15 protein-coding genes are annotated in these 15,282 nt (G+C 70.8%); 6 read left to right on the top strand and 9 right to left on the bottom strand.

Features of this window, described 5'->3' with window-relative positions; all coding sequences use genetic code 11:
• The 4 genes from BU198_RS14735 to BU198_RS14725 form a co-directional block, all read right to left on the bottom strand.
• A partial coding sequence (locus BU198_RS14735) for a hypothetical protein (protein ID WP_188297298.1) occupies positions 1–856 on the bottom strand: 856 nt, incomplete at its 3' end.
• Between the two features lie 379 nt (positions 857–1,235).
• Positions 1,236–1,358 (bottom strand): hypothetical protein, encoded by a 123-nt coding sequence (locus tag BU198_RS43345; protein WP_262987037.1) that lies wholly within the window; start codon positions 1,356–1,358, stop codon positions 1,236–1,238.
• 150 nt (positions 1,359–1,508) lie between these two features.
• The gene (locus BU198_RS14730; protein WP_188297297.1) at positions 1,509–2,084 is read right to left on the bottom strand and encodes an HD domain-containing protein; all 576 of its coding nucleotides are present in this window, start codon (positions 2,082–2,084) and stop codon (positions 1,509–1,511) included.
• Positions 2,081–3,271: a helix-turn-helix domain-containing protein gene (locus BU198_RS14725; RefSeq protein WP_223244391.1), complete on the bottom strand. Its 1,191-nt coding sequence runs from the start codon at positions 3,269–3,271 to the stop codon at positions 2,081–2,083. The genes BU198_RS14730 and BU198_RS14725 overlap by 4 nt, the downstream gene beginning before the upstream one ends.
• A 283-nt stretch (positions 3,272–3,554) precedes the next feature.
• Between BU198_RS14725 and BU198_RS14720 the strand changes: the two genes are divergently transcribed.
• The 3 genes from BU198_RS14720 to BU198_RS14710 all read left to right on the top strand — a co-directional run bounded on the left by BU198_RS14720 (position 3,555) and on the right by BU198_RS14710 (position 5,709).
• Positions 3,555–3,971, top strand: coding sequence for an ATP-binding protein (locus BU198_RS14720; protein WP_223244390.1), 417 nt, complete (start codon positions 3,555–3,557; stop codon positions 3,969–3,971).
• A gap of 9 nt (positions 3,972–3,980) precedes the next feature.
• The gene (locus BU198_RS14715; protein WP_188297296.1) at positions 3,981–4,607 is read left to right on the top strand and encodes a hypothetical protein; all 627 of its coding nucleotides are present in this window, start codon (positions 3,981–3,983) and stop codon (positions 4,605–4,607) included.
• 487 nt (positions 4,608–5,094) lie between these two features.
• The gene (locus tag BU198_RS14710; protein WP_317620124.1) at positions 5,095–5,709 is read left to right on the top strand and encodes a YdeI/OmpD-associated family protein; all 615 of its coding nucleotides are present in this window, start codon (positions 5,095–5,097) and stop codon (positions 5,707–5,709) included.
• Between the two features lie 105 nt (positions 5,710–5,814).
• Here the strand turns inward: BU198_RS14710 and BU198_RS14705 are convergent, their stop codons facing one another.
• Entirely contained in the window at positions 5,815–6,762 is a 948-nt protein-coding gene (locus BU198_RS14705) for a helix-turn-helix transcriptional regulator (RefSeq protein WP_188297294.1), read from the bottom strand.
• A gap of 183 nt (positions 6,763–6,945) precedes the next feature.
• On the opposite strand from BU198_RS14705, the gene BU198_RS14700 reads away from it, so the two are divergent.
• Positions 6,946–7,905, top strand: a complete 960-nt coding sequence (locus BU198_RS14700; protein ID WP_188297293.1) for an alpha/beta fold hydrolase — start codon at positions 6,946–6,948, stop codon at positions 7,903–7,905.
• 76 nt (positions 7,906–7,981) lie between these two features.
• Here the strand turns inward: BU198_RS14700 and BU198_RS14695 are convergent, their stop codons facing one another.
• The 4 genes from BU198_RS14695 to BU198_RS14680 form a co-directional block, all read right to left on the bottom strand.
• Positions 7,982–8,878: an aminoglycoside phosphotransferase family protein gene (locus BU198_RS14695; RefSeq protein ID WP_188297292.1), complete on the bottom strand. Its 897-nt coding sequence runs from the start codon at positions 8,876–8,878 to the stop codon at positions 7,982–7,984.
• Between the two features lie 54 nt (positions 8,879–8,932).
• The gene (locus tag BU198_RS14690; RefSeq protein ID WP_188297291.1) at positions 8,933–9,598 is read right to left on the bottom strand and encodes an HAD family hydrolase; all 666 of its coding nucleotides are present in this window, start codon (positions 9,596–9,598) and stop codon (positions 8,933–8,935) included.
• A gap of 78 nt (positions 9,599–9,676) precedes the next feature.
• Positions 9,677–11,224 (bottom strand): putative Ig domain-containing protein, encoded by a 1,548-nt coding sequence (locus BU198_RS44245; protein ID WP_188297290.1) that lies wholly within the window; start codon positions 11,222–11,224, stop codon positions 9,677–9,679.
• A 253-nt stretch (positions 11,225–11,477) separates the two neighbouring features.
• A complete protein-coding gene (locus BU198_RS14680; protein ID WP_188297289.1) occupies positions 11,478–12,443 on the bottom strand; it encodes a hypothetical protein in 966 nt (321 codons plus the stop codon).
• Positions 12,444–12,594: 151 nt separating this feature from the next.
• On the opposite strand from BU198_RS14680, the gene BU198_RS14675 reads away from it, so the two are divergent.
• Positions 12,595–13,716: an alpha/beta hydrolase gene (locus BU198_RS14675; RefSeq protein WP_317620123.1), complete on the top strand. Its 1,122-nt coding sequence runs from the start codon at positions 12,595–12,597 to the stop codon at positions 13,714–13,716.
• A gap of 73 nt (positions 13,717–13,789) precedes the next feature.
• On the top strand, positions 13,790–15,282 hold a 1,493-nt coding region (locus BU198_RS14670), incomplete at its 3' end, for a glycosyltransferase family 39 protein (protein WP_188297288.1).

Genomic DNA, 15,282 nt, shown 5'->3' with positions numbered 1-15,282 from the left:
CGCCGCCGGAGGTGGCGGTCGCGCCGGTGCCGACGGCGACGGTTCTCGTGCCGAGGCCCGCGCAGGCGCGGCAGATGCCGGGGCGGGGCACCGGGTCGTGGCAGCGGCCGCATTCGGCGTACGGGGCCGGTGGGGGCTGCGCGGCCGGCCGTTCCGGTGGCAGTTTGCGTTGCAGGCGGTCCCGGAGGATCGCGGCGGGGGAGTGCACCGGCTGCGGCAGCCCGGGCAGCAGGGCGTGGGCCAACTCGGCCTCGCCGCATCCTCGTTGCAGCCAGCGGGTGACGAGCGGTGCCAGCGTCCGGGCCTCGGCGTCGCCGAGGCGCAGGCGGGGTTCGGGCCGGATCACCCGGAACAGCACGGCCACGGCGGACCTGGTCTGTTCATCCGGTCCATCCGGTTCAACCGGTCCACCCGGTTCATCCGGGAGGGTGGTTTCTTTCCCCGGGTCCTTTACGGGAGGGGTGACAGGGCGGCCGGTGCCCCCTGCGCCGAAGTCCGGAGGGTGGACAGCCGGTGGGCGGTGCGGGGTGTCGAAGACGTGAGTCTCGGAACGAAGCGTCCCGTCGGGCATCCGGACGGTGTCGACCCGGTAGTACCCGGCGTCCTTCAGTTCTTTGAGTGCCCGTCGGACGGCGCCGCGCCCCTGCGGGCTGCTGTCCGCCATCTGCCGCCCGTCCTCACGGCGCCCGTCGGGGCGCGAGAGGAGGTCGGCGAGCAGGCCGCGGGCGGTGTAGGAGAGCCGACGGTCCTGCAACAGGCCGTTCGGAAGGACGGTGAACGCGCGCGTCTGCGCGCTACGATGAATCCGCATCTGGAGGCTGTACTCCTGGTGCCCGACCCCGGGGTGTTCCACCACCGCCGGGGTCTCCTATGTTCTGTTGATGATGCGGAAAGTAGCACATCGATTACGAAGAGTGTGAACCGTTCGAGCGTGAAGCCCAGAACCTCGAATGAAGTGCGCCCCCACCCCCTGCGTGGAAAGTCGGCCCCGCCGACTTCTCACGCACATCACCGCGCCCGGCGGCCCCGGCCAGTAGTGGCCGGGGCCGCCGAAACCCCCGTTCCGGCCGGGCTCGTGTGCGAACACACGAGCCCGGCCCGTTCCGCAAGAGCCGGTGAACAACGCAGCGTGCGACAGCCCGTCCGGCGACTGCTCGCCGCAGAAGTCGAGATCGGAGAGCGAGTTCCAGGCCCCCACCACCAGCAGGGGCGCGGAGCGGAGCACGTTACTCAACTCAAGGACGGGCGCGCTCGATCGCGTCGAAGATGTCCGCATCGGTCTCCTGCTGCCAGGACGGCAGATCGGTCCGGTCGGCGACATAGCCTGCTTTCGGCTCGCCCGGGCAGTGCTTCGACACACCAGCGATCCACCGCTTCGCGGAAGATCCGCCCGCCGGACGACATGCATTGACGATTCGTCAGGCGGCGCTGTCAAGCACCGAAATCTGCTGATGCAGGGCCGATGCCTGACCATCGGTCACGAGCGGAACCAGCGGATGTCGGCAGCGTCACGCAAGATAGACCTTCTGCCACTCCAGGGACGTCATGGTCAGCGCGGCCTCGGCGAGGGCGTGGGCCGACTCGGTCTTGAGACTGCCGAGACTGCTGTCAATCCACGGCTGGACGTTCTGGTAGCCCTGCTCGCGGTACTCCACGGCCTGGATCAGGCACTCCAGCTTGTCCGCGTCGTGGGCGACGGTGACTTCCAAGTTCGCGGCGTTCTCGTACTCCTCCACCAGGGCCTGGAGTCCGGCAACGACGGCCGGGTGAGCGGCGCTGACCTGGTCGGCGGTCACCCGCTCGTTCGACGCGGCGGTGAGGTAGCGCCGGCTGATGTGCGGGATGTCGCCGACCCGGGTCTCCTGGGTGTCATGGAAGAGGCACAGCAGGGCGACCTTGGCCGGGTCGGCACCCTCCATCATCGCGAGCACCGCGCCGATGATGCCCGTCCGGAACGAGTGCTCCGCGACCGACTCGGGATCCTTGACGCCGGCGATCCACCAGCCCTGGCGCTTCGCCCGCTTGAGCATGCCCGCTTCGAACAGGTAGCTCGCGGTGCCCCTCGCCTGCTTGTCGTCCGTCATGGCTGCCCTTCGCTGCTGGATCGGTTGTCGCTGTAGCCGCCTACCCGAAGACCGTAGTGCACAGACTCCAACTCTCGACGGGACTGTCGTGAAAGACCGTCACCATCAAGCAGGGTGCAGACCCGTACTGCCAGGTCACGGGCTGTACGGGGGTCCGCGTCGGCCAGGCCGCGCCGAGTGAGCACGAGTGCCCAGATCGAATGGACGTACAGGTCGGTGTACTCGCCCGCGCGGTCCAGCCGGATGGCGAACTGTCGCAGAAGCGAGGAAGCGTCCCAGGCCGGGTACTCCCGCTCGGCCATGAAGTTGTCGCTGGTCTGAGGCCGCGAGTCGAGCCCGAGCCAGTGAGCCCAGTAGTTCAGGTTCGCGGTCTCGAAGTCATCCTTATCGGTGATCGAGCGGGCGATGAAGTCCCGGAGTAGTTCGGGGTCCCCTTGTCGCGCCAGTGCGGCTGCGACCGATCGCGCTTCGGCCCAACGGGGTGACCACCCGGAACCGGCCGACGGAATTCGGCCCCTGCGCTGCATCCCACCAAACCACTCCCCTACGTCGCGAGCTCGGTCATAGGAAGACAGGTACCAAACCTGTCTCCGGAGCAGGGCAGTCTCCTCGCCACCGGCCTCCACCAGGTCAGCGGTATGCCGGAGGTTGTCGAAGAAGCGCGAGCGCACGTCCTGCCCGAGGAGCGGCGCAGTGGAGACCGGACCACGTCGGGCCGCGGGGATGCTCAATTCGCTGGCCACCACGCCGGGCAGAACCCCGCTGATAGCCCAGCCGATCATGTGTGTGGTGTCCCGAGTAAGCACCCAGCCGGCCAGCGGATGCTCCAGAACCTCGGCCTTCGTGAGCCGGGACCGCAGTATCTCGCCGAGGACGAAATCCGCGTCCATGGCGAGGCTGATCAGGCCCACCAGCCCGGTCGGCGCGCCGAGCAGGATCAGCTTGCGGCGCAGCGCCACCAGGTTCCCGGCCCGAGTGGCGGAGAGTGGCCGACGCCCGGACTCCCAGCCTTGAACAGTGCTCTTGTCGACGCCCAGGTTCACGGCCAACTCGTCCTGGGTCCTCGGGATCTGCTCCCGGATCACCTTGAACAGGAAGCCGGTAATCACCCCTTCGGGGACCGGCAGCGACTCGGGCCGACTGCCAGTCAGTGTTTCAGTGCGCCTCGATGGCGTCCGACCAGCCATTCCAGGCCCCCTTGGCCTCGATCGTCCCGGCAACTCGTACTGGCAGTCCGTCGAACCCTATTTTCACCGACTGTAACTTTGTGACTACGGCATCGCTGGGTGCCAGCGGAAGCCTAGTACCAGCTCGGCCTTCTGCGCCCGACCTCCTGAGTACGGAGACAGCCCTCTCCGCTCACAAAGTGCCTCAACCCTGGTCGGCTGATCAGAACCCCGACCGACAGCAGGCCCAGCGCACGTCGTGTTTCCTTCGCATGCTCCCGCCCCATCCCTTCGAGGTCCCCCCATGCTCACTTTCCGCGGCCCCCGCATGTTCGTCGCGCGTCTCGATTCGCGAGCCGAATCCGCGCCCCTCGCCCGCTACTTGCTCCGGGCCTACCTCTCCGGTCTGCCCTCCGGGGAGGACTATCGCGACACCGCCGAACTCCTCCTGAGCGAGCTCTTCGCCAACGCCGTCCAGCACTCCGACACGCCCGACGACCGGCGCATCGAGATCCGCTTCGACCTCGCCGACTCTCTCCTGCGCCTCGAAGTCCACGACGCCGACACCGCCCTCCCCGCCCTCCGAACCCCCACCCCCGACGACGAGCACGGGCGCGGGCTCCGCCTCGTCGACGAACTCGCCGAACGTTGGGGTTGTGCCTACCGCCCCTGCGGCATCGGCAAGTTCGTCTGGGCCCTGATCGCCCCCGCCACCACCTGAAAGCCCCCGATGAACCTCACCACCGTCGCCCGCCACGCCCTCACCCGCGGCCACACCCCCGCCGCCACCTACGCCCTCCTCGCCAAGCGCTCCGGCAAACCCTTCCCCTCCGCCCGCGCCGTCTGCCTCGCCCTCACCATCCCCCTCGCCGAGACCACCCGCCGCCTCACCGAATGCCACGACGCCCTCCTCACCAACCCCCGCCCCGGCACCGAAGCCGACACCGGCGAAGTCCTCGAAGCCCTCGGCGTCTTCGACGTCCCCAAGTCCCTCACCGACACCGAACTCGCCATCGTCGAACTCCTCCTCACCGCCATCGAGGCCCACGGCAGCCTCCGCCCCGGCCACCACCACGGCCTCAATCGCTGGTTCACCACCGGCAACCTCACCACTGCCTACCTCTCCCTCACCACCACCCACCCCCTCCCCCGCACCGGCAACCCCGCCCGGTACTGGACCACCCTCGTCACCGCCGGCGAACTCCTCACCACCACCAACCCCGACCCCCGCATCAAATACGCCCTCACCCACTGCCGCACCCGCGCCGCACCGCGCCAGAAGTCGGACCCGCCGACTTCCCACCCAGGTTGCCCCGAGGGCAGCGGTGGCCGTTCCCGCGGTGACCGCCGCCGATGAGGGTCGGTTCCGTGTGCGGCCTTGCAGCAGCCCATCCACCGTCTGCGTGAGAAGTCGACGGGGCCGACTTCCCACGCAGAAAGGTGCTGCGGGCAATGCCGTCGCCGCTTCGGCCCAGCCGAAGCGGCGACGGGACAACGGAAACAGTGGGTGTGGGCGAGCCCGCCGGTTCTCACCCGTTTCCGGCTCCCGCACGGCACGAAGGACCGGGAGATTCCCCCGTTCCGCGCCGGAAGTCGGCCGGCCCGACTTCCTGCGCGGGCGGCGGGGTGACCGGTGCCCCAGGCCGCCGGAGCTTTGGCCTGGGGCGGGCTCGCGTGCTCGCACACGAGCCCGCCCGGCACTGTCGCCACTGTCCCGGTCGGTACGGCAACCGCAACAGCTCTCGGCAGCCACGCCCGGGACCGCCGAGCGGCAGGTCGAGGCCGCTCGTCCCCGTACCCGGGAGGCGGCGCTCCAGCGAGTGCGGTTGCGGTACTAGCCTGCTGTGGTGACCGGAACCGAACTGGATGAGTTGATCGTGGCTGACAGCGCGGCGCTGCGCGCGTGGCTGCTGGACAACCACACCGCCTCTCCTGGCGTGTGGCTCGCCCTGACCAGGAAGGGCGGCTCCGTCACCACGCTGACCTGGCAGCAGGCGGTCGACGAGGGACTGTGCTTCGGCTGGATCGACGGGCAGGCCCGCAAACGCGACGAGGGGAGTTCCTGGAGGCGGTTCACCCCGCGCCGGCCGCGCAGCGTCTGGTCCCAACGCAACGTCGCCAACGTGGCCCGGTTGGAGGCGGCCGGCCTGATGCTGCCCGCCGGGCGTGCCGCGGTGGACGCCGCGAAGGCCGACGGGCGGTGGACGGCCGCCTATGCGCCGCCGTCGGAAGCGGAGGTGCCGGCCGACCTGCTGGCCGCGATCGCCGCCGACCCGGCGGCGCAGGCGATGTTCGAGGTGCTCACCAAGACCAACCGTTTCGCCCTCATCAACCGGGTCAATGCCGTCAAGCGGGCCGAGACGCGCACCCGGAAGATCGCCGAGTGCGTGGCGATGCTGGTCCGGCACGAGACGATCCACCCGCAGCGAGCCAAGCCGGCGGACCCGCCGACGTCGTGACCGGGCCTCTTCCGGAACGGACGAACCCACGCTGTCGACCAGAACTGTTCTCGAAACTCTGTCTCGTCCGCTTCAAGGAGCGTGAAGGTCTCCGCTGGTGCGCGGTCAGCCGTATCGTTCGACGAGCGCGTTGCCGATCGAGGCCAGGTGGTCCCGGACACCCGCAGGGCCGGTCACCTCCAGCCATTCGACCAGCCCGGAGAGTTCACCGGCGAGCATGTACTCGTTGTGGCCGCGGATCACGACCTCGATGCGGCCGTCGGACGTGGCACCTCCCACGTCGAGCCGGGCGCCGAGCGCCATCCGGAGGATGCCTATCCCGTGGGGCGTGCATACCGCCTGGATCTCCAGGGGCGTTCGCCTGCGGTCGACCTCGTCGGCGATCTCGCGCCAGCTCTCGGCGAGGTCGAAGTCCTCGGGTCGGTGCACGGGATCGCCGGTCGGTTCGGCGGACGACACGCGGTCGATCCGGAAGGTCCGTCGACCGGCCTCGGTGCCGGAGACGAGGTACCACGACGGGCCTTTGGCGACGATGCCCAGTGGGTGGACGGTTCTCTCGGTTTCGGCGCCGTTGCGGTCGACATAGCCGAGCCGCACCTGGACGCCGCGGATCACCGCGTCCTGGAGTTCGTCGAGGAAGCGGGGCGGCCGGTGCTCGATCCGATCCGACCCCCATCGGCGCGGGTCCGTGACCAACGCCCCCGCCGCTGCCTCGGCCTGCACCCGGAAGGGCTCCGGCAGGGCGTGGACGAGCTTGCGCAGAGCCGCTTTCACGGTCGGCGTCGCGGCCGAGGCCGGTCCGGCGACCAGGAACAGGGCGCGGGCCTCGCTCGCGGTCAGCCCGGACAGGTCGGTGCGGGCGCCGCCCACGAGGCGCCAGCCGCCGCCTCGGCCCTGCACGGAGTACACGGGCACCCCGGCCATGGCCAGGGCGTCGAGGTCGCGGCGGGCGGTGCGCTCGGAGACCTCCAGCTCCTGGGCGACCTCCGCCGCTGTGACCTGCTCGCGCCGTTGCAGCAGCAGGAGGACGGCCACCAGCCGGTCGGTTCGCATGCGACGACACTTTCACAGAAAACCGGTCGTGGGGTGACCGGTTTAGGTCGGCAGGATGGCGACACGGCCTCACCGACGAGTCCACCGCCCACGACCGCATCGACCCCCGGCATGTCCGGGGTGCGCCGACGCCGGCTCCGGGTGCTTTCGCCGCCTGATCCAGAAAGATGGAGAAAAAACGCAATGTTCGATCCGGCTGATTTCCCCGAGCCCACCCTTGTTCCGGTCAACGGTGTGGAACTCGAAGTCTTCGAAGCGGGCCGGCAGAACGCCGGAAAGCCCATCGTGCTCTGTCACGGCTGGCCGGAGCACGCCTTCTCCTGGCGCCACCAGATTCCCGCGCTCGTCGCGGCGGGCTACCACGTCATCGTCCCGAACCAGCGGGGCTACGGAAACTCGTCCCGTCCGGCCGAAGTGACGCAGTACGACATCGAGCACCTGTCGGGTGACCTCGTCGCCCTTCTCGACCACTACGGATACGAAGACGCCGCCTTCGTCGGTCATGACTGGGGCGCGATGGTCGTCTGGGGGCTGACCCTGCTGCACCCCGGCCGGGTGAACAGGGTGATCAACCTCAGCCTTCCCTACCAGGCGCGCGGCGAGACTCCCTGGATCGAGTTCATGGAAGCCGTGCTCGGCGGCGACTTCTACTTCGTCCACTTCAATCGGCAACCGGGCGTCGCGGACGCCGTGTTCGAGGAGAACACCTTCCGGTTCCTCCGCAACCTGTACCGGAAGAACGAGCCCCCCAAGGCACCTCAGCCGGGTATGGCACTGATCGATCTCGCCAGAGCGGAAGCACCGCTCGGCGAGCCCGTGATGAGCGGCGGCGAACTGGCCGTTCTTGTCTCCGCCTTCGAGACGTCGGGGTTCACCGGCAGTGTGAACTGGTACAGGAACCTCGACCGCAACTGGCACCTGCTGGCGGACGCGGACCCGATCATCCGGCAGCCCGCGCTCATGATCTACGGTGACCGGGACCTGGTCGCGAAGTCCGAGAACCTGGCGGAGTTCGTGCCCAATGTGGAAGTGGCCACTCTGGACTGCGGTCACTGGATCCAGCAGGAGAAGCCGGAGGAGACGAACCGGCTGATCGTGAATTGGCTGGAGCAGCAGGATTCCGTCTGGCCCCGATACCAGTGACTCCGGGCCGGGCCGGCGGTCGGTTGGTCAGCCGGCCGGCCGGCACAGCGTGCCCGTGATCGAGCGGCTCGGCCCGCTACGCGTGCTCGGCCAGGACCTCGGCGATCACCTGGCGGGCGATCGCCGTCATCCTCGGGTCGCTGTCCCGGTAGTAGGCCACCTCCAGCAGCGCGATGGACAGGGCCCAGCCGCGGGCGCGGTCCCAGGCGGCGTCGTCGGGGGCCGCGGCCGTGCGGAAGGCCTCGCGGGCGGCGGCGGGCAGGACGTACCAGGCGGGGATCAGGTCGACGGCCGGTTCGCCGAGGCCCGAGCAGCCGAAGTCGATGACGGCGCCGAGGCGGCCGTCCGGGGACACCAGGAGGTTGCCCGGCTGGAGGTCGCCGTGCAGCCACACCGGCGGGCCGGTGGGCGCGGGGGCGGCCAGGGCGTGCTCCCAGGCGGCGGTCGCGGCGGAGGCGTCGACCAGGTCCGGCACGGCCGCGATCGCCTTCCTGGTCCAGGCGTCGCGGTCCGCCAGCGACTCGCTGCGGTAGGCGGCGGGGGCGCCGGCCGGGTCGATCCCGCGCAGGGCGGTCACGAAGCCCGCCAGGTCCCCGGCCAGCAGCCCGGGCTCGGCGATCCGCCCGGTGACCGGGATGGTGCCGTCCAGCCAGCGCAGCACCGACCAGGGCCAGGGGCAGCCGTCGACCGGCCCGCCCACGGCCAGCGGGACCGGCACCGGGACGGGCAGCCGCGGGGCCAGGCTGCGCAGCCAGCGGTCCTCCTTGGCGATCTCCTCGACCACCCCCGGGATGCGCGGGATGCGCACCACCAGCTCCGTGCCGAGCCGGTACATCGCGTTGCTGGTCCCGGTCGGCTCCACCGGCGCGACCGGCAGCCCGGCCCACTGCGGGAAGTGCTCGGCGACCATCCGGCGCACCAGCGCCTCGTCGATGTCCAGCTCGTCGGGGTGCAGCTTGCGGGAGGGGGCCATGGAGCCCGACCCTGCCACCGGGGGACCGGCCCCGGCAAACGAATTGCCGGGCCGCTACCCCCTGGCGGTCGCGCCCGCCGCGATCAGCCCGGGCAGCTCCCGCATGTCGGCGAAGACCACCGTGCCCGGCCCGGCCAGCCGTTCCGCCGGGGTGATCCCGCCCGCGTAGCCGAGCGAGCGCATCCCGGCGGCGCGGGCGGCCTCGACGCCGGGCCGGCTGTCCTCGACCACCACGCAGGCGGCCGGGTCGACGCCCATCGAGCGCGCGGCGTGCAGGAAGAGGTCCGGCGCGGGCTTGCCTCGGCCGACCTCGGTGGCGCTGAAGATCCGTCCGGCGAAGCGGTCGTGGAGGCCGGTGTGGCCCAGGGTGTGGCGCATCTTCTCGTGGGTGCCGCTGGAGGCCACGCAGGTGGGCAGGGTGATCGCGGCCAGCGCCTCGGGCAGGCCGTCCACCGGGGTCAGCCCGGCGTCCACGGCCTCGGCGTGCAGTTCACGGAAGCGCCGGTCCCACACCGTGGCGGTCTCCTCGCCGAGCCGCTCGGCCACCAGCGCCTGGCAGGCCGCCTCGGAGCGCCCGACGAACCGCTCGACCGCCTCCGCCTCGGTCAGCGGCCAGCCGTACTCCTCCCCCAGCCGCAGCAGGACCCGGAGGGCGATCACCTCGCTGTCCACCAGGACGCCGTCGCAGTCGAATATCACCAGTTCAAGGGGCTTGATCATCCGGACAGCATAGGACCGGCCCACGGGCACCGCACCAACACCCGCATGCCATACGGGCGTTGGTGCGGCACCACCGGCTCAGCCAGTCTGGATGGAGGTGTCGTCGATCACGAAGCTGGTCTGGAGCGAGGCGTCCTCGGTCCCGGCGAACTTCAGGGTGACCGTCTGGCCCGCGTAGGCCGACAGGTCGAAGGTCCGCTGCTGGTAGCCGGCCGCGGCGTCCACGTTGGAGTACGTCTTCAGCGCGGTGCCGTTCACCGTCACGGCCAGCTTGTCGTACGCCGTGCTGCCCGACTCCGCGGTGTCGATGTGCAGCCAGAAGCTCAGCGTCGCCTTGCAGCCCGCCGGGATGCTCACCGTCTGCGACAGCGAGTCCGAGTGCGTGGAGCCGTAGCCGTTCATCCACGCCTTCCACGAACCGCCGTGCGCCGCCTGCGAGGTGCTGTTGTCCACCACCCCACTGGAAGTCGTCCACGGCGAGGCCGCGCCCGACTCGAAGCCCGCGTTGCCCAGCAGCTGCGCCGGCGTGCAGCCACCGCCACCGGTGGAGACGGCCCAGGTGAACGTGGTGGAGGCCGACTTGCCCGCGGCGTCCGTCACGGTGACGGTCACGTTGGAGCTGCCCGCGGCGGAGACGGTGCCGGCGATGACGCCGGTGGAGGAGTTGATCGACAGGCCCGCGGGCAGGCCGGTGGCCGTGTAGGACAGCGGGGCGGTGCCACCGGACGCGTTGATCTGGAGGTTGACCGCGCCGCCGACGGCGGTGGACTGGTTGCCCGGGTTGGTCACCGAGACGGTGCCGCTGCCGGCCGGCTTGGTGAGCAGGCAGCCGGACACGTTGAGGTCGATCGCCCGGCTGGAGTTCAGGCAGGTGGTGAACCAGTACGTCTCCTCACCGTAACTCTGGCCCTTGTAGGCCTTGGTGGTGCCGTCGGCGGCCACCTCGCACGGGTTGTTGAGGGTGCACATGGCGCCGTCGTCGTTGCCGGTGTTGTTGATGCCGACGATCCGCCCGCTGGCGGAGTCGACGATCGGCGAGCCGGAGGTGCCGTGCGTGGTGTTGCAGCCGGAGCTGTAGCGCAGCGAGTCGTGCCAGGTCCACTCGTCCTCGCGCAGGGTCGGCACGAAGCCGTTGACGGAGCAGTTCCAGACCTGCTTCCAGTACGACGAGGGTATGTACATCGCCGCGCCGTCGGCCGGGTGGGTGTCGCTGATGGTCAGCGCGGTGACGCCGTACTTGGAACTGATCGACCCGTAGGTGTCGGTGAGCTGGTAGAGCGCGACGTCGGTGCCGGTCATGGTGGCGTAGAGCAGCTTGTCGGCCTGGACGGTGCCCAGGCCGGTGCCCGCGCCGTTCAGCAGGGTGCCGCTGCGGCTGGCGCTGACGTTCTGGATGACCTGGCCGGCCGGGGGCATGGTCGGCAGGCAGTGCCCGTTGGTGAGCATCAGCGCCCGGTCCCCGGCCACCGAGGCGGGGTAACGGACCAGCGAGGCCGAGCAGTTGCTCAGGGCGATGGTGGCGTTCAGGTCCGCCGCCTGGACGGCCTGCGCGGGAGCGGCGGCGAAGGCCAGCCCGCCCGCGACGACGGCACTCGTACCGGCCACCGCGACAAGTCTCTTGAACATGGCTCTCCTTGTGGGGGATCGCGGGGCGTACGACTGGTCGTCGACGCCCGCGCCGCACGAAAGTGCCATGACCACTTCAAAGGGGTCAACCGTTGTGACCGAACTCGCCACCACCGGTCGGCCGCCGTGCCGTCCGACGGCAACCACCTGTCCCGGTATGCCCGTTACGGGCGGGCGCGGTGGCACTCCGCGGTGCCCGCCGTGCCCGCCAGCGGGACCCGCCCATGGAACCCGCCCACGGGGCCGCCGGACGCTACGGCTGCGGGAAGGCGTTCGGGTCCACGTCGTTGGTCTTGGCGTTCCCGTCGGCCACCGGCTGGAGGGTGATCTCCCAGGAGGTCGCCGTCCTGCCGGTCTCGAACGCGAAGGTGTCCTCGAACTTGGTGAAGTGGCAGTCCTTGGTGAAGCCCTTGGCGTCGGAGTCCCAGTCCGCGCCCCCGGAGACGAAGACCTCGTACGTCCCGTCCTCCACGCCCTCGACATCGGCCTTCTGCCCCTTGGCGACGAACACCGAGTGCACCGCCTTGCCGTTCAGCGCGAGCGACACCACCGCGTCCGCCTTGCCGCCGTTGTCGACCTTGAACACGCCCTCGCCGCGCAGCTTCCCCTTGCGGACCATGCTGCCGTTGTCCAGCGAACGGTTCTGCTGCTGGGGCAGCTGCGGGACGGCGAAGGTGGTCTGGTAGCCGGCCGTGGTCATCTTGGTGAGGGCCGCCGACACCGCCGACAGCCCCTGGGAGGCGCCCAGTTCGGCCTCGGCCGAGCTCAGCGCGCAGACCTCGTGGAACTTGATGCCGCTGCGGACCTTGCCCACGTCGGCGGCGAGCGAGGTCAGCGCCGCCACCAGCTCGGTCTGCGCCACCGAGACCGCGGGCGGCTCGTCCGCCTTGCCCAACGCCTTGGCCGCGCCCTGCGCGCTGGTGGCGATGCCGCCGAGCACGGTGTCCAGGTCGGTCAGGCTCTTGGCGCCCGCCACCTGGGCGAGCGCGGTGGTGACCGGGTCGACGTTCGCGCTGAGCACCGGGCCGTACGGCGCCCGGGTGGGCGTCGGCGTCGGGCTCGGCGTCGCGGACGTCCTCACCGAGACCGGCGTCCCCGGCACGGACGAGCCGCCCGCCGAACCACCGCCCCCGCCACCGGAACAGGCCGCCAGCACCAGCGCCGAACCGACGGCCAGACCGGCCTTCCCCACGAACCCGTCGGACCCCGTGAACCTCATGCCCCACCCCCGGAATGCGGACTGCGCGCCCGCCGCGCACACACGCGGCGTCACATGGTCCCGAGCGCGAACGGCACCGTCAACCCGATACCCGGCGTTCACCCCCAGGGGCCCTCAGGAGTGCCCCCGAAGGTCAACTACGATCAGGCCCGTGCTCAGTCTCACCGGACTCCCCCTCCAGATCATCACCTCGGTCCTCGCGATCGCCGTCTTCGCCGCCACCATGTGGCTCTGGCCGCGGTTCGGCGGGAAGGGCTGGAAGTCCTGGCTGGGCCGGATCGGCGCCTTCCTGGCCACCCAGCTCTCGGTGCTCGCCGCGATGGGCCTGATCGCCAACAGCTACTTCGGCTTCTACAGCTCCTGGACCGACCTGCTCGGCACCAGCGGCGGGCTCGGCACCGTGGTCGACCACCAGCCCAACGCCTCCGGGGTGTCCGTCACCGGCGAGCAGAAGTTCTACTCCTCCCAGGGCTCCGACCCGGAGCGCTCCGGCGTGATCCAGAAGGTCGACGTCAAAGGAGCCGGCAGCGGCCTGACCACCGAGGCGTACGTCTACCTGCCGCCGCAGTACTTCCAGCCGGACTACGCCAGGCAGCGCTTCCCGATGGCCCTGGTGCTCACCGGCTACCCGGGCACCCCGGAGAAGCTGATCTCGCTGATGCAGTACCCCGCGTCCACGCTGGACGCGATCGAGCAGAAGAAGCTGCCGCCGACCATCCTGGTGATGACCCGGCCCACCCTGGTCAACGACCGGGACACCGAGTGCGTGGACGTGCCGAACGGCCCCCAGGTGGAGACCTTCTTCACCAGCGACCTGCCCAAGGCCCTCGCCACCACCTACCGGATCGGCACCGACCCGGCCAACCGCGCGGTGATCGGCAACTCCACCGGCGGCTACTGCGCGCTCAAGTTCGCGCTGCGCAAGCCCGACTCCTACCGCGCGGCGGTCGCCCTCTCCGGCTACTACAACGCGGCGCAGGACGTGACCACCGGCGACCTGTTCGGCGGCAACGCCCGGCTGAAGCAGGAGAACGACCTGCTGTGGCGGCTGAAGAACCAGCCGGCGGCCCCCGTCTCGCTGCTGCTGACCACCGCGCACGACGAGAACAACTACGACGAGACCAAGGCCATGGTCGCCGCCTTCAAGGCCCCCACCAGGATGTCCACCATCACCCTGGACACCGCCGGCCACAACTTCCACACCTGGACCCGGGAGATCCCCCCGGCGCTGGAATGGCTGGGCAAGCAGATCACCATGCCGCCGTCCGTGTGACACCCGGCAGATCACACCCGGCTCACAGCCCCGTCTCACGGTTCTCTCAGCCGCGCCACCCACCGTGTGGCGCATGACCACGAGCAGCTACTCCCCTCCGGCCGGCGAACCGTGGCCCGAGGCCGCGAACTACCCGCCGCCGGAGGTGCCACGACCGGAGCGGGGCCGGCCGGCCCCGGCGCCGCTCTTCCCCGAGCAGGCCCCGCCGCCCGCCGGACCCAAGGGACCGGCCTCCTGGTCCGGCCGGCTGCGCACCCTCCCGGCCCGCACCTGGCGCGGGCGCCCGGACGACCCCCGCTGGGTGCGCCCGGCCCTGCTGACGCTGCTGGCCACGACCACCGTCCTCTACCTGTGGGGCCTGAGCGCCTCCGGCTGGGCCAACTCCTTCTACTCCGCCGCCGTCCAGGCCGGCTCCCAGAGCTGGAAGGCCTTCTTCTTCGGCTCCTCCGACGCCGCGAACTTCATCACCGTCGACAAGCCCCCGGCCGCCCTGTGGCCGATGGCGCTCTCGGCACGGATCTTCGGCCTCTCCTCCTGGTCGGTGCTGGCCCCGCAGGCGCTGATGGGCGCGGCCACCGTCGGCGTGCTGTACGCGACGGTGCGCCGCCGCTTCTCCCCGCTCGGCGGCCTGCTGGCGGGTGCCGCGCTGGCGCTCACCCCGGTCGCGGCGCTGATGTTCCGCTTCAACAACCCGGACGCGCTGCTGGTGCTGCTGCTGACCCTGGCCGCGTACGGGCTGGTGCGGGCGGTCGAGGCGGCGGGCACCCGGTGGCTGGTGTTCACCGGGGTGATGTTCGGCCTCGCCTTCCTCACCAAGACCCTCCAGGCCTTCCTGGTGCTGCCCGCCTTCGCGGTGATCTACCTGGTCGCCGCGCCCACCGGCCTGTGGCGGCGGGTGCGGCAGCTGCTGCTCGCCGGCGCGGCGATGGTCGTGGCCGGCGGCTGGTGGGTGGCGGTCGTCGAGCTGCTGCCCGCCTCGGCCCGCCCGTACGTCGGCGGCTCGCAGGACAACAGCTTCCTGTCACTCACCTTCGGCTACAACGGCCTCGGCCGGATCAACGGCGACGAGACCGGCAGCGTGGGCGGCGGCGGCCGGATGCCGGCCGGGCTGGACACCCCGGGCGGCGCGGTGCCCGGCGGCGGCCGCGGCTGGGGCACGACCGGGCTGACCCGGATGTTCGGCACCGACATCGGCGGGCAGATCGCCTGGCTGCTGCCGGCCGCGCTGATCCTGCTGCTGGTCGGCCTCTGGGCGACCCGCCGCCACACCCGCACCGACACCGCCCGCACGGCGTTCCTGGTCTGGGGCGGCTGGCTGCTCTCCACCGCGCTGATCTTCAGCTTCATGTCCGGGATCTTCCACCAGTACTACACGGTGGCGCTGGCCCCGGCCGTCGCGGCGCTGGTCGGCATGGGCGTGGACGGGCTGTGGCGGGCCCGGCACCGGCTGCCCTGGGCGCCGGTGCTGGCCGGGACGCTCGCGGTGACGGCGGTCTGGGCGTTCGTGCTGCTCGGCCGCAGTCCGGACTTCGTGCCGTGGCTGCGCTGGGCGGTGCCGGCCGGCGG

The sequence above is a fragment of the Streptomyces sp. CBMA156 genome (assembly GCF_014596515.1).
Classification (GTDB): Bacteria; Actinomycetota; Actinomycetes; order Streptomycetales; family Streptomycetaceae; genus Kitasatospora.
Note: the sequence above shows the minus strand (reverse complement) of the source record. Positions and strands in the feature narration are given on the sequence as shown.

What these genes read in the sequence shown, in the direction of transcription:
- BU198_RS14730 (WP_188297297.1), bottom strand. Translation starts at nt 2,084, where the DNA reads ATGACGGACGACAAGCAGGCGAGGGGCACCGCGAGCTACCTGTTCGAA.
- BU198_RS14725 (WP_223244391.1), bottom strand. Translation starts at nt 3,271, where the DNA reads ATGGCTGGTCGGACGCCATCGAGGCGCACTGAAACACTGACTGGCAGT.
- BU198_RS14720 (WP_223244390.1), top strand. Translation starts at nt 3,555, where the DNA reads ATGCTCACTTTCCGCGGCCCCCGCATGTTCGTCGCGCGTCTCGATTCG.
- BU198_RS14715 (WP_188297296.1), top strand. Translation starts at nt 3,981, where the DNA reads ATGAACCTCACCACCGTCGCCCGCCACGCCCTCACCCGCGGCCACACC.
- BU198_RS14705 (WP_188297294.1), bottom strand. Translation starts at nt 6,762, where the DNA reads ATGCGAACCGACCGGCTGGTGGCCGTCCTCCTGCTGCTGCAACGGCGC.
- BU198_RS14700 (WP_188297293.1), top strand. Translation starts at nt 6,946, where the DNA reads ATGTTCGATCCGGCTGATTTCCCCGAGCCCACCCTTGTTCCGGTCAAC.
- BU198_RS14695 (WP_188297292.1), bottom strand. Translation starts at nt 8,878, where the DNA reads ATGGCCCCCTCCCGCAAGCTGCACCCCGACGAGCTGGACATCGACGAG.
- BU198_RS14690 (WP_188297291.1), bottom strand. Translation starts at nt 9,598, where the DNA reads ATGATCAAGCCCCTTGAACTGGTGATATTCGACTGCGACGGCGTCCTG.
- BU198_RS44245 (WP_188297290.1), bottom strand. Translation starts at nt 11,224, where the DNA reads ATGTTCAAGAGACTTGTCGCGGTGGCCGGTACGAGTGCCGTCGTCGCG.
- BU198_RS14680 (WP_188297289.1), bottom strand. Translation starts at nt 12,443, where the DNA reads ATGAGGTTCACGGGGTCCGACGGGTTCGTGGGGAAGGCCGGTCTGGCC.